The sequence below is a fragment of the Streptomyces sp. NPDC001270 genome, assembly GCF_042896695.1.
In the GTDB taxonomy this organism is placed as follows: domain Bacteria; phylum Actinomycetota; class Actinomycetes; order Streptomycetales; family Streptomycetaceae; genus Streptomyces.
In genome coordinates, this window is the sequence record NZ_JBIAXM010000012.1 from 111,797 (window position 1) to 137,566 (window position 25,770).

Here is a 25,770-nt window from a genome sequence, read left to right on the forward strand (position 1 = left end):
AATCATGCTCCTTGGGCATGGGACGAGGTCTCAGCGGCCGGGCTCGAAGGAAGCCCGGAAGGGAGCTTCTCCTCGGGGGCCGGTTCGGCGGCGGAGGGCCCGCCCTTGCGTGCGCGCCAAGCGCCGCGCAGCATTTCGTGCCACCTGGGACGCTTGCGCGGCGGTACATGATCCACACCGCCGAGCGACCACGGATTGCACCGGAGGATGCGCCAGGCGGTGAGTGCCGTGCCCTTGATCGCACCGTGTCGGTCGATGGCCGTGTAGCCGTAGTGGGAACACGACGGGTAGTACTTGCACACCGGTCCGAGCAGCGGACTGATCGTCTTCTGGTACAGCTTGATCAGAACCAGTAGTGGATACTTCATCGCGCGCCCCCTCCCAGCAGCCGCCCCACGGCGGCATCCAGGTCCCGGGCCAGCTGTGCATGGTCTGCGTCACCCGCTTCGGGCAGCGCTCGTACGACTACCAGGCTACCGGGGGGAAAGAGGGCGACTCGTTCCCGCATCAGGTGACGCAGTCGGCGCTTCACTTTGTTGCGGACGACGGCGCCGCCCACGGCCTTGCTGACGACGAAACCCGCACGCGTCGGGGGAGCACTCTCCTCAGGCGCGTGCGGGTCCGTGGCACCGCTACGAAGGTGGACGACGAGGAGCGGGCGCCCGGCCCGACGACCCCGTCGTACCGCGGTCGCGAAGTCCTCGCGCCGCCTCAGCCGATTCTCGGTGGGCAGCACGACGTCATGACCTGATCGGGATCAGGCGGACAGGCGGGCGCGACCCTTGCTGCGGCGGGACGCGAGAATCGCGCGGCCGGCACGGGTGCGCATACGCAGCCGGAAGCCGTGGGTCTTCGCGCGACGACGGTTGTTCGGCTGGAAGGTGCGCTTGCTCACTCGGGGGCTCCAGAAGGTATCGGTGGTGGCGGGTGCCGTCCTGGCTGTCACCGTGCGCCCACGAGTAGCTCGCAGTGACGCCCGAGTGCACCGCTTACCGATCACCTGACGTGACCTGTGCCCATCGGAGGCAGGCGGCAGCAGCCATCGACAACTCGACCTGGTTACGGTACGCGCGGCTACGCCATCCGGTCAAACCCGGAGTCGCGCAGAGACACTATCCACAGGCTGGGGACAACAACTTGAACCGTAGCCGCCGCGCTGACTACCGTGACTGGACTCCGATTCGTTCCCTTGTCCCCCGCACCACCCGTTTTAGATCCCGACCCGTCCCACAACCACACGTTCGTGGGACCTGTGAGAGAGCGTGCCCTGTGGCTGACGTACCTGCCGATCTTGCCGCAGTGTGGCCGCGAGTACTGGAGCAGCTCCTCGGCGAAGGCCGTGGTCAGGGTGTGGAAGCGAAGGACGAGCACTGGATCAGGCGCTGCCAGCCGCTCGCCCTGGTCGCGGACACCGCGCTGCTCGCCGTACCGAACGAATTCGCCAAAGGCGTGCTGGAGGGCCGGCTGGCACCGATCGTCAGCGAGACCCTGAGCCGCGAGTGCGGCCGCCCGATCCGCATCGCGATCACCGTCGACGAGTCCGCGGGCGAGCCCCCGGTGCCGCCCGTCCCCAAGCCCGCGCCCTCGTACGACGAGGGCGGGCCGGCGTCGCCCGCGTCCCGCTACGAGGAGCCCGCGCTGCCCTCCGGCCCGTACGAGGGGTACGGCCGGCACCGCGCCGACCCGTTGCCGGGCGCCGAGTCCGGCCCTGGCGCGGACCAGATCCCCACCCCCCGCCCGGCCTATCCGTCCGAGTACCAGCGCCCCGAGCCCGGGGCCTGGCCGCAGCCCGGCCAGGACGAATACAGCTGGCAGCAGCCGCGACTCGGCTTTCCGGAGCGCGATCCGTACGCGTCGCCGCCGTCGCAGGACTCCTATGGGTCACGCGACGCCTACGCGTCGCCGGACGCCTACCCCCCGGGACAGCGCGCGTACGGCTCCGGGCAGGACTACCGCCCGCCGGGCCGGGAGCGCCCGTACGAGCAGCAGCGCTCCGCCTACGACGCGTCGCATACGGACTACGACCAGCGCGGCCCGGCCCGGCGTGAGCTGCCCGAGCCGCCGTCCGGCTCCGGCCAGGCACACCGCGGCGGCCCGATGGCGCCGAACCTGCCGACGACCGGCGTCGGCCCACTGACCGCGCAGCCGGCTCCGGCGGCCGGTCCGGGCGAGCCGACGGCGCGGCTGAACCCGAAGTACCTCTTCGACACCTTCGTCATCGGCGCCTCCAACCGTTTCGCGCACGCGGCCGCGGTCGCCGTCGCCGAGGCGCCCGCGAAGGCGTACAACCCCCTCTTCATCTACGGCGAGTCCGGACTCGGCAAGACCCACCTGCTGCACGCCATCGGGCACTACGCGCGCAGCCTCTACCCGGGCACGCGCGTGCGGTACGTGAGCTCGGAGGAGTTCACCAACGAGTTCATCAACTCCATCCGCGACGGCAAGGGCGACAGCTTCCGCAAGCGCTACCGCGAGATGGACATCCTCCTCGTCGACGACATCCAGTTCCTCGCGGACAAGGAGTCGACGCAGGAGGAGTTCTTCCACACCTTCAACACGCTGCACAACGCCAACAAGCAGATCGTGCTCTCCAGCGACCGGCCGCCCAAGCAGCTGGTCACCCTGGAGGACCGGCTGCGCAACCGCTTCGAGTGGGGCCTGATCACCGACGTCCAGCCGCCCGAGCTGGAGACGCGTATCGCGATCCTGCGCAAGAAGGCGGTGCAGGAGCAGCTCAACGCGCCGCCCGAGGTGCTGGAGTTCATCGCCTCGCGGATCTCGCGCAACATCCGCGAGCTGGAGGGCGCCCTGATCCGGGTGACCGCGTTCGCCTCGCTCAACCGGCAGCCGGTGGACCTGGGGCTGACGGAGATCGTCCTCAAGGACCTGATCCCCGGCGGCGAGGACTCGGCCCCCGAGATCACCGCGACGGCGATCATGGCCGCGACCGCCGACTACTTCGGGCTCACCGTCGAGGACCTGTGCGGCACCTCGCGCGGCCGCGCCCTGGTGACCGCCCGGCAGATCGCCATGTATCTGTGCCGTGAGCTGACCGATCTGTCGCTGCCGAAGATCGGCGCGCAGTTCGGCGGGCGCGACCACACGACGGTCATGCACGCCGACCGCAAGATCCGCGCGCTGATGGCCGAGCGCCGCTCCATCTACAACCAGGTCACCGAGCTGACCAACCGCATCAAGAACGGCTGACGCCGACCACCGCACGCACGGGGCGCCCCTGGGATCCACCGAGATCCCAGGGGCGCCCTTCGTGATTCCGGGGTTTCCGGGGGGCGGAAAACATAACGGGGGGAGAGAGGAGTCGTGCGGAGGCTTGGGCCGCCGTCGTGCGCCGTTCCGTCCCGTCCCGGTGTCCCCGGGGATTCCGGGTGCTGCCAGGGCCCCGTGGGCGCGAGCCACCCGCTCCAGCGCCGCGGACCGCCGGGCTCGAAGCCACCCGCCGCCTCCCCGCCACCGCCTCCGTCGCCTCCTCCGCCCCTCTCCGCAGTCCCGGAGGGCCGGGCCGGGCCGGCGCGGCCGAAGATTCCCGACGTCCGTCGGCCACCCCGTGTTCGATTACCCGCCGGGTTACGGCCGCCCTCCACAGATTCGGTGACTTTCTGTCGTCCACACCCTGGGGACTGCCGAGTTGTCCAGATCGTGTCCACAGCCGACCCTGTCGAAAAACCATCACGGCAGGTCATCCGGTTGTGGATCGGTGGATGACAGATCTCCACAGGCTGTGGACGAAGCGGAGATCCACAAGCTGTGCACAAAGTTGTCCACCGGCAACCCACAGGATGAGGACCGTTGTCCCCAGCGAACGCCGCGTTCTCCACATGACTGTCCACTGTTCGGCAACACAACGCACCCGATCACCGTGTCGAGTGAAAGGCGTCACATCAAGCTGCCGGACTGGCATGTGGGAAACGTGGGTAAACCTGGGGACACAGCTGGGGAGAACTGGCCTCAGGCTGTGGGCGGGGTGTGCAGAACTTCTTGTTCTCCACAGACAGGCCCGGTTGTCCACCGCCTCCACCCACAGGGTCCGTGGATAAAATATCCGCGCTGAGCAGGGTAAACGTGGTTATCCACGGTTTCCACAGGCCCTACTACTACCGCCAAGCAGAGAGAGAGCGGGATCCGTTTCGAAGCGGGGCCTGTGCACAACTCGCTGTCTCGTGCCCGACTGCCTCCCGGCACGACTTGACCCCGACAGGCACCTGCTGTCACTGCGGTGCGTCAGACTGGTTCCCCGGTGTTCTTCCCCACCCTGGGGACAGCGACACCGCGTCGTAGGGCTCAGTGGCAACAGCAGGAGGCGGCTTACGGTGAAGATCCGGGTGGAACGCGACGTACTCGCGGAGGCAGTGGCCTGGGCGGCACGCAGCCTCCCGGCCCGTCCGCCGGCGCCTGTCCTCGCCGGCCTCCTGCTCAAGGCCGAGGACGGCCAGCTGAGCCTGTCCGGCTTCGACTACGAGGTCTCCGCGCGGGTGAGCGTCGACGCGGAGGTCGAGGAGGAGGGCACGGTCCTCGTCTCCGGCCGCCTCCTGGCCGACATCTGCCGCGCCCTCCCCAACCGCCCGGTGGAGATTTCCACAGACGGTGTACGGGCGACGGTGGTCTGCGGCTCCTCGCGCTTCACCCTCCACACCCTGCCCGTGGAGGAGTACCCCTCCCTGCCGCAGATGCCGGTCGCGACGGGCACGGTCCCCGGCGAGGTCTTCGCCGCCGCCGTCGCGCAGGTCGCCATCGCGGCCGGTCGCGACGACACGCTGCCCGTCCTCACCGGTGTGCGCATCGAGATCGAGGGCGACACGGTCACGCTGGCCTCCACCGACCGCTACCGCTTCGCGGTCCGCGAGTTCCTGTGGAAGCCCGAGAACCCGGACACGTCGGCGGTCGCCCTGGTGCCCGCCAAGACGCTCCTGGACACCGCCAAGGCGCTGACCAGCGGCGACAGCGTCACGCTTGCCCTGTCCGGCTCCGGAGCGGGCGAGGGGCTGATCGGTTTCGAGGGCGCGGGCCGGCGGACGACCACGCGTCTGCTGGAAGGCGACCTGCCGAAGTACCGCACGCTGTTCCCGACCGAGTTCAACTCGGTCGCGGTGATCGAGACCGCCCCCTTCGTGGAGGCCGTCAAGCGTGTGGCCCTGGTCGCCGAGCGCAACACCCCGGTGCGGCTCAGCTTCGAGCAGGGCGTGCTGATCCTGGAGGCGGGCTCCAGCGACGACGCACAGGCTGTGGAAAGAGTGGACGCGCAACTGGACGGCGACGACATCTCCGTCGCCTTCAACCCCACCTTCCTGCTCGACGGGCTCAGCGCCATCGACTCGCCGGTGGCCCAGCTGTCGTTCACCACGTCCACGAAGCCCGCGCTGCTCAGCGGCAGGCCCGCGGTGGACGCCGAGGCGGACGAGACCTACAAGTACCTGATCATGCCGGTGCGCCTCAGCGGCTGATCCTCGCGTCCCGCAAAGCCCCAGGTGAGGGCGTACGTATGAGCGCGTATGCCCACAGCTGTGCACGGCGGTCCGGGTCTAGGCTCAGCCGCGGGTACGAACGTGTGCCCCATCCGTCACACAGCTACCGAAGGACACCAATCAGATGGAGCTCGGTCTCGTCGGCCTCGGCAAGATGGGCGGCAACATGCGCGAGCGGATCCGCCGCGCGGGCCACACCGTCATCGGATACGACCGCAACGCGGACCTCGCCGATGTCCACAGCCTGGAGGAGCTTGTGGGCAAACTGTCCGGGCCGCGCGTGGTCTGGGTGATGGTGCCGGCCGGCGAGGCCACCCAGTCCACGGTCGACGAACTGGCCGGGTTGCTGGAGCCGGGCGACGTCGTCGTGGACGGCGGCAACTCCCGCTGGACGGACGACGAGAGGCACGCCGGGGAACTGGCGGCCAAGGGCATAGGCTTCGTCGACTGCGGTGTCTCGGGCGGGGTCTGGGGGCTGGAGAACGGCTACGCCCTGATGTACGGAGGCGACGCGGAGCATGTCGCCAAGGTGCGGCCGGTCTTCGAAGCGCTCAAGCCAGAGGGCGACTTCGGCGCGGTGCACGCCGGGCAGGTCGGCGCGGGCCACTTCGCGAAGATGGTCCACAACGGCATCGAGTACGCGATGATGCAGGCATACGCCGAGGGCTGGGAGCTGCTGGAGAAGGCCGACTCCGTCACGGACGTGCGTGAGGTCTTCCGCTCCTGGCAGCAGGGGACGGTGATCCGTTCCTGGCTGCTCGATCTCGCGGTGAACGCCCTCGACGCGGACGAGCACCTGGCCGGGCTGAAGGGTTATGCACAGGACTCCGGCGAGGGACGGTGGACGGTGGAGGCCGCCATAGACCACGCGGTGCCGCTGCCCGCGATCACCGCATCGCTGTTCGCGCGGTTCGCCTCGCGGCAGGACGACTCGCCGCAGATGAAGATGATCGCGGCGCTGCGGAACCAGTTCGGCGGCCACGCGGTGGCGAAGAAGTAATCCACAGGGCCGGGGTTCCGGTCCACAAGCCTGGGGGAGGTCGGCGCACGACCATGCACGTCACGCATCTTTCGCTGGCCGACTTCCGCTCGTACGCCCGGGTCGAGGTCCCGCTCGACCCGGGCGTCACCGCGTTCGTCGGCCCCAACGGGCAGGGCAAGACGAACCTCGTCGAGGCGGTCGGCTATCTGGCCACCCTCGGCAGCCACCGGGTCGCCTCGGACGCCCCGCTGGTCCGCATGGGGGCCGAGCGTGCGGTCATCCGCGCCCAGGTCAGGCAGGGCGAGCGGCAGCAACTGGTCGAGCTGGAGGTGAACCCGGGCAAGGCGAACCGCGCCCGCATCAACCGGTCGTCGCAGGTCCGGCCGCGGGACGTGCTGGGGATCGTACGGACCGTGCTGTTCGCGCCCGAGGACCTGGCACTGGTCAAGGGCGATCCGGGTGAGCGGCGGCGCTTCCTCGACGAGCTGATCACGGCCCGCGCGCCGCGCATGGCGGGGGTGCGTTCGGACTACGAGCGGGTCCTGAAGCAGCGCAACACGCTCCTGAAGTCGGCGGCGTTGGCCCGCAGGCACGGCGGCGGCCGGACCGGGGAAGCCCCTGGGCGGGGGAATCCGGGCGCCGGGGCGGATCTGTCCACGCTCGACATCTGGGACCAGCATCTCGCGCGCGCGGGCGCCGAACTGCTCGCCCAGCGGCTCGACCTGATCTCCGCGCTCGAACCGCTGGCCGACAAGGCGTACGAGCAACTGGCTCCCGGGGGCGGCCCGGTCGCCCTGGAGTACAAGCCGTCGGCGCCGGGCGAGGCCCATACCCGCGAGGAGCTGTACGGGCAGCTGATGGCGGCGCTCGCGGAGGCGCGCAAGCAGGAGATCGAGCGCGGTGTCACCCTCGTCGGCCCGCATCGCGACGATGTGGTCCTCAAGCTCGGCCGGCTGCCGGCCAAGGGCTACGCCTCGCACGGCGAGTCCTGGTCGTACGCGCTGGCGTTGCGGCTGGCCTCGTACGACCTGCTGCGCTCGGAGGGCAACGAACCGGTGCTCGTGCTGGACGACGTCTTCGCCGAACTGGACGCCCGCCGCCGGGAGCGGCTCGCGGAACTGGTCGCGCCGGGTGAGCAGGTGCTGGTGACCGCCGCGGTCGACGACGACGTGCCGCACGTGCTGGCAGGGGCCCGGTACACGGTGTCGGACGGGACGGTGGAGCGCGCGTGAGTACGGACGAGCCCGCCCCCGCGCGGCCCGAGCACTCCCCCGAGCCCTCGGGCGTCGATCTCGCGCGCGTGGCGCTGCGCGCGGCGAAGGAGGCGGCACGCGCGCGTGGGGACGCGGTGCGGCAGAAGAAGCAGGCGCGGCGCGGGGGTCTGCGCTCCGGCGCGCGCGCCGACGGCCGCGATCCGATGGCACTGGGCGCCGCGATCAACCGGTTGATCACCGAGCGCGGCTGGGAGGCGCCGGCCGCGGTGGGCGGGGTGATGGGCCGCTGGCCGCAGATCGTCGGCGACGACCTGGCCAAGCACTGTGTGCCGCAGCGGTACGACGAGGAGGAGTGCGTGCTGGCGGTGCAGTGCGACTCCACGGCCTGGGCGACGCAGCTACGGTTGCTCGCGCCGACGCTGGTGGCACGCCTCAACGAGGATCTGGGACACGGGACGGTGAAGTCGATCAAGGTGTTCGGTCCCGGTGGCCCCACACGTCGCTACGGCCCCCTTCGTGCCCCGGGCAGCAGGGGCCCCGGCGACACCTATGGGTGACCGACGCGTCGCCGAGAGGTGGCGGACGGGGCTGCGGAACGGGCCTGGGCGGGCGCGGCCGAGTGGGTGACCGACTTCACATATTCGCTGGTCCGGCGGGCTTTCCGGATCATGGAGGGTCGCCCGGCCGGGGGATCGCGCGGGGGCCCGGAACGTGACCTGACCGTGGAGTAGCCGGGGGTTGACAGCTCGAAGCGCTGAGTGGCGCTGTGAGCCTCTTGGAGCCCCCATCCGTATATCGGTACCCGGCCGAGACCGGTTGAGGGCGGCACATGGGGACTCAGGTACCGGCAAACCCCCATCACTGTCGGCGCTACCGGTAGACTGGAAGCCAATCCCGCCCCAAACGTGGGGACCGTCCGGGAAAAGCTGAGCACCGCTGATTCAGGGCTTACCAACGCAACATGCCGCAGCCGCTCCGGCAACCTGCCGACGAGTTCGGCTCGTGCTGTGCCAGAAAGGGCGCTTCGTGGCCGATTCCGGCAACCTCAACGAGAACATCCCGTCCCCCGACGCCGGCGCCGACGGCGCGGTGACCTCGTCGAACGGCGACGTCACCGCTTCGTACGACGCCAGCGCGATCACCGTGCTTGAGGGTCTGGACGCGGTTCGCAAGCGACCCGGTATGTACATCGGCTCGACCGGCGAGCGCGGTCTGCACCACCTCGTGTACGAGGTCGTCGACAACTCGGTCGACGAGGCGCTGGCCGGGTACGCGGACACGATCGACGTGACGATCCTCGCCGACGGCGGCGTCCGCGTCGTCGACAACGGCCGCGGCATCCCGGTGGGCATCGTCCCCTCCGAGGGGAAGCCGGCCCTGGAGGTCGTGCTGACCGTGCTGCACGCGGGCGGCAAGTTCGGCGGCGGCGGCTACGCGGTCTCCGGTGGTCTGCACGGCGTCGGCGTCTCCGTCGTCAACGCGCTGTCCAGCAAGGTGTCGGTCGAGGTCAGGACCGACGGCCGGCGCTGGACGCAGGACTACAAGATGGGCGTGCCGACCGCCCCGCTCGCCGAGCACGAGGAGACGGGCGAGACCGGCACCTCGGTCACGTTCTGGGCCGACGCGGAGATCTTCGAGACCACCGACTACTCCTTCGAGACGCTGTCGCGGCGCTTCCAGGAGATGGCGTTCCTCAACAAGGGCCTGTTCATCCGGCTCACCGACGAGCGCGAGTCCGCGAAGGCGACCGCCGGCGCGGACGAGGCGGGGGCCGACGAGAAGGACGAGGTCAAGTCGGTCACGTACCACTACGAGGGCGGCATCGTCGACTTCGTGAAGTACCTCAACTCCCGCAAGGGCGACGTGGTGCACCCCACCGTCATCGACCTGGAGGCCGAGGACAAGGACAAGAGCCTGTCCCTCGAGGTCGCGATGCAGTGGAACAGCGGCTACAGCGAGGGCGTGTACTCCTTCGCGAACATCATCCACACCCATGAGGGCGGTACGCACGAGGAGGGCTTCCGGGCGGCGCTGACCTCGCTGATCAACAAGTACGCGCGGGACAAGAAGCTGCTGCGGGAGAAGGACGACAACCTCACGGGCGACGACATCCGCGAGGGCCTGACCGCGATCATCTCGGTGAAGCTGAGCGAGCCGCAGTTCGAGGGCCAGACGAAGACCAAGCTGGGCAACACGGAGGCCAAGACCTTCGTCCAGAAGGCCGTCTACGAGCACCTCAACGACTGGCTGGACCGCAACCCGAACGAAGCCTCGGACATCATCCGCAAGGGCATCCAGGCGGCCACCGCGCGCGTGGCGGCCCGCAAGGCGCGGGATCTGACCCGTCGCAAGGGCCTGTTGGAGTCGGCGTCGCTGCCGGGCAAGCTCTCCGACTGCCAGTCGAACGATCCCACCAAGTGCGAGATCTTCATCGTCGAGGGTGACTCCGCCGGTGGTTCGGCCAAGTCCGGCCGCAACCCGCAGTACCAGGCGATCCTCCCGATCCGCGGCAAGATCCTCAACGTCGAGAAGGCCAGGATCGACAAGATCCTCCAGAACCAGGAGATCCAGGCGCTGATCTCCGCCTTCGGCACGGGTGTGCACGAGGACTTCGACATCGAGAAGCTCCGCTATCACAAGATCATTCTGATGGCGGACGCCGACGTCGACGGCCAGCACATCAACACCCTGCTGCTGACCTTCCTGTTCCGCTTCATGCGGGACCTGGTGGAGCGGGGCCATGTGTTCCTCTCCCGCCCGCCGCTCTACAAGATCAAGTGGGGCCGGGAGGACGTCGAGTACGCGTACTCCGACCGTGAGCGCGACGCGCTCCTGGAGCTGGGCCGCCAGCGCGGCAAGCGCATCAGGGAGGACTCGATCCAGCGCTTCAAGGGCCTCGGCGAGATGAACGCCGAGGAGCTGCGCGTGACGACGATGGACGTCGACCACCGTGTCCTCGGCCAGGTCACCCTCGACGACGCCGCCCAGGCCGACGACCTGTTCTCGGTCCTGATGGGCGAGGACGTCGAGGCCCGCCGCCAGTTCATCCAGCGCAACGCCAAGGACGTTCGCTTCCTCGACATCTGAGTCGGTCTCTGCTGACCGCACCGGGAAGGATCTTCACCAGCAATGGCCGACGAGAACACTCCAGTCACGCCCGAGGCAGAGGGCGGCGACACCACCATGCGCATCGAGCCCGTCGGGCTCGAAACGGAGATGCAGCGTTCGTATCTGGACTACGCGATGTCCGTCATCGTCTCGCGTGCGCTGCCCGATGTCCGGGACGGTCTCAAGCCCGTCCACCGGCGGGTGCTGTACGCCATGTACGACGGCGGGTACCGGCCGGAGCGCGGCTTCTACAAGTGCGCCCGCGTGGTCGGCGACGTCATGGGCAACTACCACCCGCACGGCGACAGCTCGATCTACGACGCGCTGGTGCGACTGGCCCAGCCGTGGGCGATGCGGATGCCGCTCGTCGACTCCAACGGCAACTTCGGCTCTCCGGGCAACGACCCGGCGGCCGCCATGCGCTACACCGAGTGCAAGATGGCGCCGCTGTCGATGGAGATGGTCCGGGACATCGACGAGGACACCGTCGACTTCACGGACAACTACGACGGCCGTTCGCAGGAGCCGACCGTCCTGCCCGCCCGGTTCCCGAACCTGCTGATCAACGGCTCGGCGGGCATCGCGGTCGGCATGGCGACCAACATCCCGCCGCACAACCTGCGCGAGGTCGCGGCGGGCGCCCAGTGGTGCCTGGAGAACCCCGACGCCTCGCACGAGGAACTGCTCGACGCCCTCATCGAGCGCATCAAGGGCCCGGACTTCCCGACCGGTGCGCTGGTGGTGGGCCGCAAGGGCATCGAGGAGGCGTACCGCACCGGCCGTGGCTCGATCACCATGCGTGCGGTCGTCGAGGTCGAGGAGATCCAGAACCGGCAGTGCCTGGTGGTCACCGAACTGCCGTACCAGGTCAACCCGGACAATCTCGCGCAGAAGATCGCCGACCTGGTCAAGGACGGCAAGGTCGGCGGGATCGCGGACGTCCGTGACGAGACGTCCTCGCGCACCGGCCAGCGCCTGGTGATCGTCCTCAAGCGGGACGCGGTCGCCAAGGTCGTCCTGAACAACCTGTACAAGCACACCGACCTTCAGACGAACTTCGGCGCCAACATGCTGGCGCTGGTCGACGGAGTGCCCCGCACCCTGTCCCTGGACGCGTTCATCCGGCACTGGGTGACGCACCAGATCGAGGTCGTCGTCCGCCGTACGCGCTTCCGGCTGCGCAAGGCCGAGGAGCGGGCGCACATCCTGCGCGGCCTGCTCAAGGCCCTGGACGCCATCGACGAGGTCATCGCGCTGATCAGGGGCAGTGCGACCGTCGAGGTGGCGCGCACGGGCCTGATGGGCCTGCTGGAGATCGACGAGATCCAGGCGAACGCCATCCTGGAGATGCAGCTGCGCCGGCTGGCCGCCCTGGAGCGCCAGAAGATCGTCCAGGAGCACGACGAACTCCAGGCGAAGATCACCGAGTACAACGAGATCCTCGCCTCGCCGGTCCGCCAGCGCGGCATCGTCAGCGAGGAACTGGCCGCGATCGTCGAGAAGTACGGCGACGACCGCAAGACCATGCTGGTGCCTTACGACGGTGACATGTCCATCGAGGACCTGATCGCCGAGGAGGACATCGTCGTCACCGTCAGCCGCGGCGGCTACGTGAAGCGGACGAAGACGGACGACTACCGGGCACAGAAGCGCGGCGGCAAGGGCGTACGCGGCACGAAGCTGAAGGAAGACGACATCGTCGACCACTTCTTCGTTTCGACCACCCACCACTGGCTGCTGTTCTTCACCAACAAGGGGCGGGTCTACCGGGCCAAGGCGTACGAGCTGCCGGACGCCGGCCGGGACGCGCGCGGCCAGCACGTGGCGAACCTGCTGGCCTTCCAGCCGGACGAGGCGATCGCCGAGATCCTGGCGATCCGCGACTACGAGGCCGCGCCGTACCTTGTCCTGGCCACCAAGGCGGGCCTGGTCAAGAAGACGCCTCTGAAGGATTACGATTCGCCGCGTTCCGGTGGTGTCATCGCGATCAACCTGCGCGAGCGGGAGGACGGTTCCGATGACGAACTGATCGGGGCCGAACTGGTCTCGGCGGACGACGATCTGGTCCTGATCAGCAAGAAGGCGCAGTCGATCAGGTTCACCGCCTCGGACGAGACGCTGCGGCCGATGGGCCGGGCGACCTCGGGTGTCAAGGGGATGAGTTTCCGCGAGGGCGACGAGCTTCTCTCGATGAATGTCGTTCGACCCGGTACGTTCGTGTTCACTGCCACGGACGGCGGGTACGCGAAGCGGACCGCCGTCGACGAGTACCGCGTCCAGGGCCGCGGCGGCCTGGGTATCAAGGCCGCCAAGATCGTGGAGGACCGCGGTTCGCTCGTCGGCGCGCTGATCGTCGAGGAGAGTGACGAAATCCTCGCCATCACCCTGTCCGGCGGTGTGATTCGTACGCGAGTCAACGAGGTCAGGGAGACGGGCCGTGACACCATGGGCGTCCAACTGATCAACCTGGGCAAGCGCGATGCCGTCGTCGGTATCGCACGTAACGCCGAGGCGGGGCGTGAGGCGGAGGAAGTCGACGGCGACGTGGCCGTGGACGAAACCGCCGAGGACGTCGCGGCCACCGGCACGGACGAGGGTGAGGCATCCTCGGCCGAGTAGCACGAGGAGTGTGTGTCATCGTGAGCGGAGCCACGGGCGCCGGTTCGGTCGGTACCTCGACCGGGACCGATTCCGGTACGGGAACGGACGACGGCGGCCGTGGCTCCGCCGCGGACGCCGGGAACGCCGGGAACGCCGGGAACGCTGTGAACCCTATGAACACGGTGGATCCGCACACGACCAATCTCCAGCCGGTCAAGTCGCCCGCGACCGACCCGCACTCGCCCGATACTCATGGATCCCAGGGGGGAACTGTGACGGACACCCGAGGCCCGCACACCCAGCATTACGGCGCTGGGGTGGGCCCGGCCACCCCCGGTGCGCAGCCGCCGGCAGGTGAGGCGCAGGGCGCCTCGCCGCTGCCCGGTGAGCGGCAGCAGCAGCCCACCGGGCCCTATCACCCGCCGCAGGCGTACTCGGCGCAGACCTCCTCCTCGACGGGGTCCACGCGCCGGCCGCGCACCGGCGCACGGACCACGCCGCGCACCCGCAAGGCGCGCCTGCGCGTGGCCAAGGCGGACCCGTGGTCGGTGATGAAGGTCAGCTTCCTGCTCTCGATCGCGCTCGGCATCTGCACGATCGTCGCCTCGGCGGTGCTGTGGATGGTCCTGGACGCGATGGGCGTCTTCTCGACGGTCGGCGGCACCATCTCCGAGGCGACCGGCTCGAACGAGGGGAATGGCTTTGACCTGCAGTCCTTCCTGTCGCTGCCGAAGGTCCTGACGTTCACGGCGATCATCGCGGTCATCGACGTCGTCCTGGCGACGGCACTGGCCACGCTGGGCGCGTTCATCTACAACCTGTCCGCGGGCTTCGTCGGCGGCGTCGAGCTGACGCTCGCCGAGGACGAGTGACGGGCTGCCCCGGAACGCGTGACGGGTCGCCGGGGACGCGTCACGGGCCGCCCGGGACGCGTGACTTTCCAGGCCACTGCGATGCCAAACCTCTGCCGTGCAGCCTGCGACAACCGATTTTGGGACTGCCCCGGTCGTGCGCTAATCTTCAGGGGTCAGCGCGCGGGACACACACCGCAGAGCGCGGCGGGGCTATAGCTCAGTTGGTTAGAGCGCATCCCTGATAAGGATGAGGCCACAGGTTCAAATCCTGTTAGCCCCACCAGCGAGAAGACCTCCGGTCCATCAGGGCCGGGGGTCTTTTGGTGTGACGGTGGGCGCCAAGCGTCAGGGGCAGGTGGGGTGCAGTGGACGCCGCAGCGGTCGATCGCCTTGCTGTGACACCTCGTCGGACGGCCGACGGATCCCTGTGATCCGTCGGCCGTCCGCGGTTTTCGGCTCGTTGCCTTGCTACCGGTGCGTGACACGTGCGCGGTGTCCCCATTTCAGCGGTGTCTTTATTCAGCCTTGCCCATGTTCGGAGGGTTCGGGGAGGTCGGTGCCCGGTGCGGCCGGGGCGGTGGCCGGTTCGGGGGTGGGGCCGGGCGCGGTGGAGGTGAGGCCGCGGACCTGGGGGGAGAGGAGGGCCGCGGCCGTGGCCAGGGCGATGAGGGTGGCACAGGCGGCCAACGCGGGTCTGGTGCCGGTGAGGTCCGCCGTGGGGCCGGCCACGAGGAGGCCGAGCGGGGCGAAGGCCAGGGAGCCGAACCAGTCGTAGGAGCTGACGCGGGACAGGGCCGCTTCGGGGATCTCGCGCTGGATGGTGGTGGACCACAGCACGGCGAAGACGTCGGAGGAGACCCCCGAGCAGAACATGACCGTCGTCGTCAGCCAGACCGGGGCCGACGCGGCGAGCAGGGCGGTCGGCACGGCAGCCGGGAAGGTGGCCACCACCGCCACGAGGACCGGTCGCCGCACCCGGACGCGGGTGGCCAGTCCGGCCCCGGCGATGGTGCCGAGCGCCTGGGCGGCGACGATGATCGACCAGGCACGGGCCCCGCCCAGATCCTCCTCGGCGATCAGGGGACCCAGTACGCCCGCGTTGGCGTTCAGCGCGGCGACCACGACCGCGTACTGGGCGACGACCACCCACAGCCACTGCCGGGAGGAGAACTCGCGCCAGCCCTCCCGCAGGTCGTCCCAGCCCGAGGACGTCTTCGCCGGGCGGCCCGGCACACGCAGGCGGGCGGTGAGGGCGGCGCTGACGACGAAGGACGCGGCGTTCAGGGCGAGTGCCCAGCCGGCTCCGATCCAGGCGACGGTGAGCCCGGACAGGGCGAGACCGAGAAGCAGGGAGATGTTGGTGCCCACCCGGAGCAGTCCGTTGGCCTGCTGGAGCCGGTCGGCGGGCACGACCAGCGGCACCACGCCGTCCATGGCGGGGGAGAACAGGGCGGTCGCGGTGCCGGCCACCACCGCCAGCGCGCACATGAGGACGAGGGGCGCGTGGCCGGACAGTGCCAGGGCGGCGAGGCCCGCGTAGGCGGCGGCGCCGGCGAGATCGGCCAGGACCATCAACCGCGCGCGCGACATCCGGTCCGCGAGCACCCCGCCGACCAGGATGAACACCAGCTGCGGCAGTGCCTGGCAGGCCAGGACCAGCGACAGCCGTGCGGGTGTCGCCCCGGGCAGGGCCAGCACGGCGAAACCGAGCGCCACGCGGGCGAAGCCGTTGCCGAGCACCGAGATGACACGGGCCGAGGCGAGCAGCAGGAACTGGTGGGATCGCTGGTCGTGCGGGTGGCCGGAGCGTGGGGTGGAGGACGTCACGGCGTCGCACTGTAGGGCGGGGGCGCGGGTGGTGTTCGGCAAACCGGCCATCACCCGGCAGGACAGGAAAACGCTCGACCGCTGGCGACGGGGGATGCACCAGCGGTCGAGCTATGGCCAAGGGTAACAAGGCCGGTCGGGCCGTGGGGGCCAACTGCCGATCGGCGACCGGGAGTTGTGATCTGGATCACGGGGCGGTGTGTGTCGTCGCCGCTGCCGCCGGCCGGCGTTCTGCCGTCGGTGGTGCGATCCGTTCGGGTGGGGTGGGGGATGCGGTCCGTTCCGGTTGGGGTCCGTGGTGTGGTCGGTCCCTGCCGGGCGGGACGACTTTCCCGCCCCCGGCGCGCCCACCAGCATGACCGGGCCGCCCGTCAGTTCCGCGCCGCGGAGCTGGTCGACGAGGGCTTCCGCACCCCGGGGATCAGCACCTGGAGCACCGCGGCGAGGGTGCCGAACCGGGCCGGTACGTTCTCGGCCAGCCGCCAGTCGCTGATGGAAAACTCGCTCTCTACGGCTGACCTGCGGCTATGTCCGGGGGTGGACGCCAGACTCTCGTTGCGATGCGCCGCAGATGGCAGGATCGCGATACAGTAGCCGACCGGTTACTCGCTGTCCGGACAGGTCAGCACCCCAGAGCTTCGGAGAACAGCTCATGGCGCCGTATATTCTCGGCCACCTTCGACCCAAGTCGTCGCACGGCGGCGCGGGTCCGGCCACGCGGACCTGGCAGGACGCGCAAGCCCGACCGTAAGCCCGGACGTGACGCGGTGAGCCCGACATCCCGACCGCAGGTCCGAGAGGCGCGTGACCCCGGCCGCTTCCGACGGCTGTCGCGCTGACCACCGGGCCCCCGATCCTCCGATCCGCGCTCATCCCGTCGGCTCGGCGCGGATCGATGCCGCCCGCAGCGTCCGGCACTGGTCCCCGCGTGGGGAGGGACCAGTGCCGGACGGCGGGGTTTCGGCGGCCGGGGTGGCCGAAACCCGCGGGCGCGCCGCAAGTCGTACGCCATTGCGTACGCGTCTACGTTCATGCGCCCGTACGCCTCTACGTCGGTACGCCCTGAGCGTCCCTGCCTCGCCCTGTGAATCTGACGATCCGTCAGTTATGGTCGGCCGTCAGGGATGCTTCCGAAAGGGTGAGCGCGGTGGAATCACGTCTCCAGAGCCCGGAGCCTTCGGGTACCCCTCGCTGGGTTGCGATGTTCTACGAGCCGGCCTCGGCGGCATGGCGGATCGGCGCCGAGTCGCCGCATCGTTCCCCGGTGCTGCACGCGGTGGGCGAGATGACTCAGACCGTACGCGCGCGTGGTGGCGAACCGGTCGTCGTCCTGTGGGGGCCGCGGGACGGCGCGTGGCACCGGGCCGAACGCTCCGTGGCGTCCCCCGGGGACGTGGCGTCTGCCGGGGACGTGGCGTCTCCCGTTTCGGCGGGGCCGTCGCCCGCTGAGCCCGTCGACCGCGCCGACGAGGCGAGCGAGGCGAGCGAGCGAGTGGAGCCGCAGAGCAAGCTCGCGGAACGGATGGACGACCGGCGGCATCAGGTGCTCATGGCGGGACTGGGCAAGGCGGGCCTCTACGACCTCGCGCCGGACGATCTCACCGCCGTACAGACCCTCGTCGACCGACTGGACGAGACCACCCTGCGCAGGGTCGCCCACTGGCTCGCGACCGCCGGCGGCGAGGGCTGAGCGCTTCGCTGGAAGTGCCGCGAAGTGGAAGTTCCGCGGTGTGCCGTCGTTCGTCTGCGGCGCCGTCGTGGCTGGTCACGTGGTTCCCCGCGCCCCTTCAGGGCGCTGCCGAACCGGAGCGGATGTCGCACAGCCTGCTTGGCCGCGCCATCGTGTCCGCGTCCTTTCCGGATCTGTGTCGGGTTCGGGCCCGGATTTGGGCCCGGATGTGGGCCCGAGGTCCGGGTCCGGACCGGTTCCGGGGACTTCCGGGGCCGGGCCCGGGTTTCGGGGCGTCCAAGTCCGATTCGCCGGACCGTTGCGAGGGCAGTGACGTCGTTGTAGGTCAGGTCCCTTGGTCCGCATCGCCGGTCGTACCCGATCGGGGGGCGATGCCCGCTCGCGACGGGAGTGCGCATGACAGTCTCCATCGACCGCAACCTCTGTTACGGCTCCGGCGAGTGCGCCCACCGGGTGCCGTCCGTCTTCGCGTTCGAGGACGGATACGGCGTCGTACGCCCCGGTCGCGAGGGCGGCGAAGACAAGGCGCTCGTGCGGGACGCGGCCGAGCGGTGCCCCTCCCAGGCGATCAGCGTCACCGAGTAGCGGGGATACGCAGTCCGGTGGTGGAGACTTCGGGCAGCTCCGGGGTGGAGAACCTGGGCACTCCTGTGGTGGAGACCTTGGTGACGCTCGGCCGCCGCTATGTGCGGGCCGCGCCGCGCTCGTTCGGCAAGGCGGTCCTGGTGGCCCGGGGCTGAATCCGTATCTGCGGGCCGGGGAAAGCGGGCATGCGAAGGCCCCGGCCGGGGGGAGGCCGGGGGCTTCTGGCGATGTGAAGCTGTACGCAATTCGCCTTTGAAAGGTGTTGCTCGCTACGTCGCTACGCCGTTACGTCGCGGCATCACGGTGTTGCTGTGGTGCGTTGTTGCTGTGTAGCGGAGGCACGCTGTCCCGCGGCCCTTGCCGTTCCGCCGCCCCGGGTGTCCCGGGCACTGCGTCACGACGGCACTGCGTCTTTGGTGTTCCTGCCGCTGCATTACGTCATCACGCGTATTTCTTGATCACGCGTACTTCTCGCGGTGGAGGGGCCCCGGGTCAGCAGGTGAGTGGCGCGTCGGCTTCCGCTTCGGTCGGGGCGTTCGCTGACGTGTCTTCGAGGGGGCGGTGGCGGCAACTCGGGGACTTGCCGTGGGCCTCGGCGCCGATCCGTTGCTTCATCGTCGGGGGCAGCGTGCCGGCCCGGGCCCAGGATCTGGACCAGGAGAACTGGGCCGCCGCCGGTGCCGGCGCGGGTGCGGCGCTCTTGAGCGGAGCTTCGATCTGCGGTGCGGCCGCCGCGGTGGCGGCGGTGCCGAGTCCGAGCGCCGTGCACAGCGCGAGGAAGGCGGTGACGATGGCGGTCCACAGCTTCATGACCGTGGTGGTGCGGGCCATGACCCCTCACTTTCAGGTTGGGCGATTTGCGTACTTTCCTCATGATGTGTATGAGCGTCGCAAAGTGGTGGACCTGGGCCCGTGGCGCGTCGATGTTCAGATGAACACCACTCGAATGGGCTCAGATCAGAAGAAAAGCTCCCAAATATGGGTGGCACTGGATGAAAGGGGAGCAAAGTGACGCTGTGTGGAAGGATGATCACTCTGCGGTGAAGGACCCGCCGACCTGGTCTATTGCGGTTTTGAGGGCGGGAGTTGGGACCCGGCTCAGGTCACCGACCGATATCGGTCGGTGTGTATAGTCGGGCGGCAGAGGTCCCCTACGTCAAGGAAAGACGAGGTCGCGCGGTGAAGAAGCTTCTCCTGGTCGCACTGGCCGCCATCGGCGGGCTCCTCGTGTACCGCCAGATCCAGGCGGATCGCGCCGAGCAGGATCTGTGGACGGAGGCGACTGACTCCGTGCCCACGGGTTCGTGAACAAAGACACCAGAAACTGAATCGGACCCCGGCCGCCCCTGCGGTCGGGGTTTTGTGTTGCCTGGACGCCGATGACGGGGTAGGGGCCGCCCACGAGCGGGGCGTTTCGGACGGCCGCACGGATCGGCGGGATGACCCGGGTGCGCGTTGGGCAGGATGGGCCACGGTCCATACGGGCGGTGCGGCGCGGCGGCGGAGACAGCTCTCCTGGCGGTCCGTCGGCCGCGAGCGGCGTAGGACGACGTGCGGGGCGGCGGCGTGTGGCGTACGGGGCGTGCGGTGCGTGCGGTGCGTGCGGTGCGTGTGGTGCGTGTGGTGCGTGCGCGTGGTGCGTGACGGCATGCGGTGTACGACGGCGTGCGGCGCGGCGCCGTGCGGTGTACGACAACCTGTCGTGCGCGGCGCCGTGTGGTGTACGACGGCGTGTGGTGCGTGCCGACGTGCGGTATCCGGCTTCCCGCTGTATATGCGTCCCGTCGACGGACGGATGTGCGTCCCGGCGGCGGGGCGAACTGCGGGACACGACGAGGGGTGGCGCGGAATGGGGCGGCATACGGCGTGGTGGTGGTCCGGGCGAACCCGGTGGCGCCGTCGGGCGCCCGGCACCGCCGTGCGTGGTGCGGCGGCAGTCGGGACGTTGGCTGTGTTGTGCGCTGTCGCGCTGCTGCCGGGTACGCCGGCCGCGGCCGCGACCGCGTCGGCGGGCGTGGGCTCGGGCTCGGGCGCGGCGACCGAGGATTCCCCGGGGTACGCCTTCACGCCCGGCGCCCGTACCGTCACCGGAGCGGCGAGCACCACGGACGCGGCGCGGCTGGAACCGGGCGAAACCTACCGGAGTTCCCTCGCGGGGAATCGCAAGCTCTACTACCGTCTGGAACTCCAGGCGCCGACGACCGCGTACGTCCCCGTGACCGCCATACCCCCCGCCCGTGCCACCGTCTCGGCCAGCGACGGCATCAGGGTGTCGGTGCAGGACGCCACCGGCGGTTCCTGCTCCTACGCTTCGGCGCGCTTCGGCGCCGGCCTGAGCCCCCGGCCGGTCACGGCACTGGGGATGCGCGAGGCCGGCAAGACCCTGTGCCAGGGGGCGGGTACGTACTACGTGCTGGTCGAACGCCTGGAAACACCCGATACATCCGGCTCGGGTGGCGCGTCCGACTCGGCTTCAGGATCCGGCTCGGGTTCGGCCTCCGACCCGGGTTCCGGCTCCGGGGCCTGGGACCTGGAATTGGCGCCGGTGGCCGAGCCGGGTCTGACGCGGTCCGGGAGCACCAGCGCACCCGAGGTGTGGGACTCCGCCTCGCCCGAGCCGGTCACCGGCGAGCCCCGGCGGCGGACCGGCGGAGCGGGCTTCGCCACGGCGCGGGCCTTGGAGCAGGGGGTGTGGCAGACGGACCTGCGGCCCGGACAGACCCTCTTCTACAAGGTGCCGGTCGACTGGGGCCAGCAGGTGCACGCCACCGCCGACCTCGGCAGTACGACGGGGTCGGGCGGCTATGTCAGCGGCGCCCTCGACCTGACGCTCCACAACCCCGTACGCGGCTACGTCGACGACGCGGCCCTCAGTTACAACGGCAGCCAGCAGGAGGCCGCCCTCGATCCCCTGCCGCCCGTCGAGTACCGCAACCGGTACGCCGTGCCCGACGAGGTGAACTCCATGCGCTTCGCCGGCTCGTACTACCTCGTCGTGCACCTCAGCGAGGGGATGGCCGACACGTTCGGCCAGGGCCCCTTCGGGGTGACATTGCGCGTGCGTCTCAGCGGTACTCCGCACACCGCCCCCGGGTACGCCGGGCAGCCCGAGCCGCGGGACGTCTTCGACGTCACGGCCCAGGACCGGGAGGCGGCCGTGACCGGGCGGACCGACGGCGGGGGGAACACCGCGATGCGGGCGCTCGCGACCGGCGGCATCGGCATGGGGAGCGTGCTGCTGCTGGTGCTCGGGGTGTGGACGGTGGCGGCCCGGCGACGGACCCGCGCCTAGCCCCGGTCCGTCGCCGAGGACGAGTGCCGCCGCTCAGACGCGGATCGCCTCTCCTCCACGGACTGCTGCTCCGACGTGGACCGTCCCTCCCTCCGTGGATCGCCCTTTCTCCACGGATCGCGGCTCAGACGCTGACCGGCGCTAAGACACTGACCGGCGCTCGCCGCTCGCCGCTCGCCGCTCGCCGCTCAGACGCGGGTCAGGGCCCAGAAGCCCACGGCGTAGCAGGCCAGCGCGAGAAGGAGGATCGGTATCGCGGCCTTCGCCGGAGGGCCGGGACGGCGGGCACGGCGCGCGTGGCGCGTGGCGCGGTGCGGCGCGGGTGCCGGAGATTCCGGCAGGGGCACGTGATCCGGCACGGGTGCGAGAGATTCCGGCGCGGAATCGGGAACCCGCGGGCTCTGAGCGGTGTACGAAACAGTAGGGGCGTCAACGCGGCGCGGCTGTTCCGGCGGCAGGGCCTGAGCAGGGTTCCACGGGGTCTGCGGATGGGGGGAGGAAAGGGCATGGGGGGAGACGTAGGGGGAGGGGGAGGCCGAGGAGTGTCCGGGGTTGGGCACGGTCACCGTTGGCGGTTGTGCTTGCGCGGGGTGCTGGGGTTGCGGCTGCGCAGTCTGGTGATCGGCCTGGTGGTCGATGTGGTGGTCGACGTGTTGGTCGGCCTGCTGCGGCAGCGGGACGTAGGGCTGGGCGGCCGGTGTCGGAGGCGATTGGGTGCCGTGCGGCCGGGCGGGCTGCGGAGGCGGCAGATGGAAGCTCCCGGTGTCCGACATACCGGCCGACTGCGGACCGGTGGCCTCGCGCGGATCGACGGATGCGGGCGCTTCCGGAGAGCCGGGTACGGAGCCCGTGCCGGCGGGCCCGGTCCGACCCGAGACACGGTACGGGTCCTGCGTGGGGTGGTCGTGCACCGAAGCGGACATGTCCTGCGCGCCGAATGGGCCATGGCCCCTGCCGACGCCGGAGACCGCGGAACTGGAGAAAGAGGCACCGGAGACCGCTGCACCAGAGACCCCGGCTCCGGCCGTCCAGACCCCCTCTCCGGCTGTCCAGGCTCCGGACGCGCCGCCCGGCGCGGCCGGTCCCGGCTGCCCGGGTCGGGTTCCGGCATTCCCCTCCGCCTCGACGTCCACGCCCGACGCGGGCTTGAGGGGGCCCTCGGGTCCGAAACCGGGAGGAAGTGGGCCAAGTTGGTCGAAGATCTCGATCAACTCGTCGTCGGGGCCGGGCTCCGGCAGGAGTTCCATGGCCGAGACGAGCGCCTTGCGGGCACCCGTGGCGGTGCGGAAACGGGCCACCGGATCCGGTTGCAGCAGCGTCGACACCACCTGCCAGAGCGGCTCGGGGACGCCCTTGGGCGCACCCGGCGTCCCGCGCTCGGCGAAGTACTGGACGAGGGCCTTCGCGTCGGGCTTGGCGCCCTCCAGCAGATACAGCGCGACCAGGCCCGCGGCGAACAGGTCGGCGGGAAAGTCGGGTTCCGCGCCCAGCATCTGCTCGGGCGCGAGATAGCCCGGCGTTCCCACCACGAGGTTGGTCTCGGTCAGCCGCGGTTCGCCGAGCCGCATGGCGATGCCGAAGTCCGACAGGCGCAGCCGTGGCCGGCCGGTTCCGGTGGCTTCCAGCAGGATGTTGGCTGGCTTGATGTCGCGGTGCACGACACCTTCCTCGTGCACCGCGGCGAGGCCGGACAGGAGCTGGTCGAGCAGGGTGCAGACGACGGCCGGCGGCAGCGGGCCGTAGTCGCCGACCAGGTGGACGAGCGAGCCGCCGGCGACGAGGTCCATGGTGAACAGGACCTTGTCGTCGTCGGCGGCCCAACTGGCCGGAGCAAGGACATGGGGGTGATCGATCCGCAGGGCCTGTTCCCGTACGAACCGCAGGAGGGAGTGGGCGTCGCGTTGCTGGAGCACCTTGGCGGCGACATAGCGGCGGCGACGGTGGTCCCAGGCACGCCAGACGGCGCCGACGCCTCCGTGTCCGATCGGGTCGGCCAGTTCGTACCGGCCGGCGAAGACCTCACCCATGGCTGTCCGTCGCTCCTCCCCCTGCGGTTCCCCCTTGCCCCTCTTGCTTCCCCCGAGATGAGTGATACGACCCCTTGTCGTGCTCTCAGGCACTCCCCCGCTGCGTCGGCCCGTCCGCCGGACCCCCTCCGATGGACGGACCGGGGGAGTCAGCTCTGGTGGGACTGGTAGTGCGCGACGGCGTCGGAGGTGCGGCCCGCGCCGTACACCCGGAGGAACTCTGCCAGTTCGGGGTGGCTCGGGGCGAGGGAGTCGGCGGCCTCGATGATGTCCCCCGCGGCGGCCACCGAGCGCAGCAGCGACTGGATCTCGCGGACCACCCGCTTGACCGTCGGCGCGCCCGAAACGCTCGTCGTCTGTGTGGTGTTGCTGAGCATGGAGCCCCCCTGCGACTTCTTGATCTCCTCCATGCGGTCGGTCGCCTCGGCCGCGCTGACACTGCCGTCCGCGACCTGCGCCGCCAGGTCCTGCAGCAGCTGCACCCGCTGGACCACCGCGGGATTGCCGATCTTGGCGCGCTGGCCGCTCATCAGCTGTGACAGCATCGGAGCGGACAGTCCCAGTACCGCCGCGAGGCGGGCCTGGTTGAGTCCGAGATCGTCTATGAGCTTTCGAAAGAGCGCCCCCAACGGCTCTCCGTACCAGTTCCGCTGCAGCTCCCGCGCTCTGGCGGTGGCTTCCTGCTGTGCGGCGTCCATTTCGCGTCTCCCCATCGCTTCCCCAAGAAACGTGGTTCGCTGTAGCGAACCACGCCGAGCATCTTACGGAGCGTGGTCGTTTCCAGGGACCCCCATCTTTTTTGCGAGATCCCGGGGGTGACCCGGTACTCTGGTCTGCGGCGCCGACCCGAGCGTGATGCTCGTGACGGACGTCTTTCACCAGGGGCCTTAGCTCAGTTGGTAGAGCGCTGTCTTTGCATGGCAGATGTCAGGGGTTCGACTCCCCTAGGCTCCACCGCAGGTCAGGTGCCCTCCGAGGACGAATCTCGGAGGGCACTTCCATGATCAGAAACCGTGCAGGGCCCCACAACCCCGAACGATCATGGATTGCCCGTCCCTGCCTGAGGGCGTGATCAATGCGCTCGTCGTCCTGGAGTGCAGACGGGACGAAGGTGGCGTAACTCCCACTCTCGCGCCAGCCGCAGGCTTGTCGTTCCTGCGGCTCCCGGATGGGGAGACCCCGGCCCGCAGGCGGCGATTTCCTCTGCGTTACTCGGCGGGGGCGTCCGTACAAGCGCAGACCGCCCCACCGCGCCCAGAGGATGGGGATGGGGTGGCTGCTCTGACCGAGTCACCCAGCAGTAGACTCAAAGACCAAGCAATAGCGGCAAAAGTCAAACAACGGATACAAAGACGCAGCAACAGAACTAAAGGTCAAATAACAGACAAGTAGAGCCTCTTGTCGAGGACGGGGTGCATGAGAACGCCCCCGGTCGGCTCGGCGGCCGGTTCGGAACTTCCTTCCGCTCGTGGTGAGCAGGAGTTCGCGTCGGGTGCCCCCATCCGGAGTGGTTTGGCTCAACGTCTTCCGGGTGTGTGACGAACGGACGAGTGATCGCGTCGTCCACCACTTCGGGAGGCATTCATGAAGACGCGTATGGCCCTGGCTCTGAGCGGGGCCGCGACGCTGCTGGCGACGACGTTGGGGGCGCCCGCGGCGCTGGCCGCAACACCGGGTTCGACGGCGGAGGCCGCCCCCGCACACCGCGTCGCGGCACGGGGATGCGTCAACGCCGACAGGTTCCCCCTGATCGTCCGGAACACGACTGATGCTCCCGCGCTCGTCTTCGACCAGCGCGACTGCCGGGGGTCGGTGATCGGGGTCGTCCCGCCCGGGCAGACGCAGGTCTTCGAGTTCGGGGAAAGCGTCTACTACAACTGACGCACGGTCGGGACGGTTCACCGTATGGGACGGTCCTGGTTGGTCCTGGTCAGTCCCCTTGGTCCCGATCAATCCCGGTCCGTCCCGGTCCGTCTCGGTCGGATCGGTGTCCGGCCGGGCCGCCGGGCGGCGGTAGGCCGGGCGTCGGGTGCGGCTGCCGGGTGGTCTTCCGCGCTCCTCGGGTCGGGACGGGCGCGTCGGCCGGGCCGCTGGTGGCACTGCTGGACCG

Annotated in this window: 21 protein-coding genes and 2 tRNA genes; 16 read left to right on the forward strand and 7 right to left on the reverse strand. The window is 69.8% G+C overall.

All coding sequences use genetic code 11. The features are described from left to right. Nucleotides 1–2: 2 nt before the first annotated feature. Genes yidD through rpmH form a run of 3 tightly spaced genes read right to left on the reverse strand, consistent with a single transcriptional unit; the run spans nt 3 to nt 895 of the window. Nucleotides 3–368 (reverse strand): membrane protein insertion efficiency factor YidD, encoded by a 366-nt coding sequence (yidD, locus tag ACFY2B_RS21515; RefSeq protein WP_390764686.1) that lies wholly within the window; start codon nt 366–368, stop codon nt 3–5. After that, nucleotides 365–736 carry a ribonuclease P protein component gene (rnpA, locus tag ACFY2B_RS21520; protein WP_390764687.1) on the reverse strand — a complete coding sequence of 124 codons (372 nt, stop codon included), beginning with the start codon at nt 734–736 and terminating at the stop codon, nt 365–367. Before rnpA ends, yidD begins: the two co-directional genes overlap by 4 nt. 21 nt (nt 737–757) lie before the next feature. Beyond that, entirely contained in the window at nt 758–895 is a 138-nt protein-coding gene (gene rpmH / locus ACFY2B_RS21525) for a 50S ribosomal protein L34 (protein ID WP_003956500.1), read from the reverse strand. Between the two features lie 374 nt (nt 896–1,269). Between rpmH and dnaA the strand changes: the two genes are divergently transcribed. The 9 genes from dnaA to ACFY2B_RS21570 all read left to right on the forward strand — a co-directional run bounded on the left by dnaA (nt 1,270) and on the right by ACFY2B_RS21570 (nt 14,522). Then, nucleotides 1,270–3,207: a chromosomal replication initiator protein DnaA gene (dnaA, locus tag ACFY2B_RS21530; RefSeq protein ID WP_390764688.1), complete on the forward strand. Its 1,938-nt coding sequence runs from the start codon at nt 1,270–1,272 to the stop codon at nt 3,205–3,207. Nucleotides 3,208–4,328: 1,121 nt separating this feature from the next. Then, complete coding sequence (gene dnaN / locus ACFY2B_RS21535) at nt 4,329–5,459, forward strand: DNA polymerase III subunit beta (RefSeq protein ID WP_376525401.1); 1,131 nt, start codon at nt 4,329–4,331, stop codon at nt 5,457–5,459. Between the two features lie 145 nt (nt 5,460–5,604). After that, entirely contained in the window at nt 5,605–6,480 is an 876-nt protein-coding gene (gnd, locus tag ACFY2B_RS21540; RefSeq protein ID WP_390764689.1) for a phosphogluconate dehydrogenase (NAD(+)-dependent, decarboxylating), read from the forward strand. 53 nt (nt 6,481–6,533) lie between these two features. Further along, nucleotides 6,534–7,694 carry a DNA replication/repair protein RecF gene (recF, locus tag ACFY2B_RS21545; protein ID WP_390764690.1) on the forward strand — a complete coding sequence of 387 codons (1,161 nt, stop codon included), beginning with the start codon at nt 6,534–6,536 and terminating at the stop codon, nt 7,692–7,694. After that, complete coding sequence (locus ACFY2B_RS21550; protein WP_376525404.1) at nt 7,691–8,233, forward strand: DUF721 domain-containing protein; 543 nt, start codon at nt 7,691–7,693, stop codon at nt 8,231–8,233. Before recF ends, ACFY2B_RS21550 begins: the two co-directional genes overlap by 4 nt. A 469-nt stretch (nt 8,234–8,702) precedes the next feature. Then, nucleotides 8,703–10,763 carry a DNA topoisomerase (ATP-hydrolyzing) subunit B gene (gene gyrB, locus ACFY2B_RS21555; RefSeq protein WP_390764691.1) on the forward strand — a complete coding sequence of 687 codons (2,061 nt, stop codon included), beginning with the start codon at nt 8,703–8,705 and terminating at the stop codon, nt 10,761–10,763. Nucleotides 10,764–10,805: 42 nt separating this feature from the next. Next, nucleotides 10,806–13,403, forward strand: coding sequence for a DNA gyrase subunit A (gyrA, locus tag ACFY2B_RS21560; protein ID WP_390764692.1), 2,598 nt, complete (start codon nt 10,806–10,808; stop codon nt 13,401–13,403). A 20-nt stretch (nt 13,404–13,423) separates the two neighbouring features. Next, nucleotides 13,424–14,257: a DUF3566 domain-containing protein gene (locus tag ACFY2B_RS21565; protein WP_390764693.1), complete on the forward strand. Its 834-nt coding sequence runs from the start codon at nt 13,424–13,426 to the stop codon at nt 14,255–14,257. Nucleotides 14,258–14,445: 188 nt separating this feature from the next. Further along, nucleotides 14,446–14,522 (forward strand) — tRNA-Ile (locus ACFY2B_RS21570). A 236-nt stretch (nt 14,523–14,758) separates the two neighbouring features. Here ACFY2B_RS21570 and ACFY2B_RS21575 read toward each other — a convergent pair. Continuing rightward, on the reverse strand, nt 14,759–16,066 hold the full coding sequence (locus tag ACFY2B_RS21575) for an MFS transporter (RefSeq protein WP_390764694.1): 1,308 nt from the start codon (nt 16,064–16,066) through the stop codon (nt 14,759–14,761). A gap of 1,201 nt (nt 16,067–17,267) precedes the next feature. Between ACFY2B_RS21575 and ACFY2B_RS21580 the strand changes: the two genes are divergently transcribed. The 3 genes from ACFY2B_RS21580 to ACFY2B_RS21590 all read left to right on the forward strand — a co-directional run bounded on the left by ACFY2B_RS21580 (nt 17,268) and on the right by ACFY2B_RS21590 (nt 18,496). Further along, nucleotides 17,268–17,756: a hypothetical protein gene (locus tag ACFY2B_RS21580; protein WP_390764695.1), complete on the forward strand. Its 489-nt coding sequence runs from the start codon at nt 17,268–17,270 to the stop codon at nt 17,754–17,756. Between the two features lie 396 nt (nt 17,757–18,152). Beyond that, nucleotides 18,153–18,341 (forward strand): ferredoxin, encoded by a 189-nt coding sequence (locus ACFY2B_RS21585; protein ID WP_390764696.1) that lies wholly within the window; start codon nt 18,153–18,155, stop codon nt 18,339–18,341. A gap of 17 nt (nt 18,342–18,358) precedes the next feature. Further along, nucleotides 18,359–18,496, forward strand: coding sequence for a hypothetical protein (locus ACFY2B_RS21590; protein WP_390764697.1), 138 nt, complete (start codon nt 18,359–18,361; stop codon nt 18,494–18,496). A 337-nt stretch (nt 18,497–18,833) separates the two neighbouring features. Here ACFY2B_RS21590 and ACFY2B_RS21595 read toward each other — a convergent pair whose 3' ends face one another. Then, nucleotides 18,834–19,172 carry a DUF6344 domain-containing protein gene (locus tag ACFY2B_RS21595; RefSeq protein WP_390764698.1) on the reverse strand — a complete coding sequence of 113 codons (339 nt, stop codon included), beginning with the start codon at nt 19,170–19,172 and terminating at the stop codon, nt 18,834–18,836. Between the two features lie 348 nt (nt 19,173–19,520). On the opposite strand from ACFY2B_RS21595, the gene ACFY2B_RS21600 reads away from it, so the two are divergent. Next, nucleotides 19,521–19,649, forward strand: coding sequence for a DLW-39 family protein (locus tag ACFY2B_RS21600; protein WP_003999697.1), 129 nt, complete (start codon nt 19,521–19,523; stop codon nt 19,647–19,649). 643 nt (nt 19,650–20,292) lie between these two features. Then, the gene (locus tag ACFY2B_RS21605; protein WP_390764699.1) at nt 20,293–21,633 is read left to right on the forward strand and encodes a hypothetical protein; all 1,341 of its coding nucleotides are present in this window, start codon (nt 20,293–20,295) and stop codon (nt 21,631–21,633) included. Between the two features lie 188 nt (nt 21,634–21,821). Here the strand turns inward: ACFY2B_RS21605 and ACFY2B_RS21610 are convergent, their stop codons facing one another. Both ACFY2B_RS21610 and ACFY2B_RS21615 read right to left on the reverse strand, forming a co-directional pair. Then, nucleotides 21,822–23,660, reverse strand: coding sequence for a protein kinase (locus ACFY2B_RS21610; protein ID WP_390764700.1), 1,839 nt, complete (start codon nt 23,658–23,660; stop codon nt 21,822–21,824). A gap of 149 nt (nt 23,661–23,809) precedes the next feature. Then, nucleotides 23,810–24,358 carry a helix-turn-helix domain-containing protein gene (locus ACFY2B_RS21615; protein ID WP_376525415.1) on the reverse strand — a complete coding sequence of 183 codons (549 nt, stop codon included), beginning with the start codon at nt 24,356–24,358 and terminating at the stop codon, nt 23,810–23,812. Between the two features lie 183 nt (nt 24,359–24,541). On the opposite strand from ACFY2B_RS21615, the gene ACFY2B_RS21620 reads away from it, so the two are divergent. Together ACFY2B_RS21620 and ACFY2B_RS21625 are read left to right on the forward strand one after the other, a co-directional pair. Further along, a tRNA-Ala gene (locus tag ACFY2B_RS21620) sits at nt 24,542–24,614 on the forward strand. A gap of 630 nt (nt 24,615–25,244) precedes the next feature. After that, nucleotides 25,245–25,541, forward strand: coding sequence for a hypothetical protein (locus ACFY2B_RS21625; protein WP_390764701.1), 297 nt, complete (start codon nt 25,245–25,247; stop codon nt 25,539–25,541). The last annotated feature ends 229 nt before the right edge of the window (nt 25,542–25,770 follow it).

What these genes read in the sequence shown, in the direction of transcription:
- yidD (WP_390764686.1), bottom strand. Translation starts at nt 368, where the DNA reads ATGAAGTATCCACTACTGGTTCTGATCAAGCTGTACCAGAAGACGATC.
- gnd (WP_390764689.1), top strand. Translation starts at nt 5,605, where the DNA reads ATGGAGCTCGGTCTCGTCGGCCTCGGCAAGATGGGCGGCAACATGCGC.
- recF (WP_390764690.1), top strand. Translation starts at nt 6,534, where the DNA reads ATGCACGTCACGCATCTTTCGCTGGCCGACTTCCGCTCGTACGCCCGG.
- gyrA (WP_390764692.1), top strand. Translation starts at nt 10,806, where the DNA reads ATGGCCGACGAGAACACTCCAGTCACGCCCGAGGCAGAGGGCGGCGAC.
- ACFY2B_RS21580 (WP_390764695.1), top strand. Translation starts at nt 17,268, where the DNA reads ATGTTCTACGAGCCGGCCTCGGCGGCATGGCGGATCGGCGCCGAGTCG.
- ACFY2B_RS21585 (WP_390764696.1), top strand. Translation starts at nt 18,153, where the DNA reads ATGACAGTCTCCATCGACCGCAACCTCTGTTACGGCTCCGGCGAGTGC.
- ACFY2B_RS21595 (WP_390764698.1), bottom strand. Translation starts at nt 19,172, where the DNA reads ATGGCCCGCACCACCACGGTCATGAAGCTGTGGACCGCCATCGTCACC.
- ACFY2B_RS21610 (WP_390764700.1), bottom strand. Translation starts at nt 23,660, where the DNA reads ATGGGTGAGGTCTTCGCCGGCCGGTACGAACTGGCCGACCCGATCGGA.
- ACFY2B_RS21615 (WP_376525415.1), bottom strand. Translation starts at nt 24,358, where the DNA reads ATGGACGCCGCACAGCAGGAAGCCACCGCCAGAGCGCGGGAGCTGCAG.
- ACFY2B_RS21625 (WP_390764701.1), top strand. Translation starts at nt 25,245, where the DNA reads ATGAAGACGCGTATGGCCCTGGCTCTGAGCGGGGCCGCGACGCTGCTG.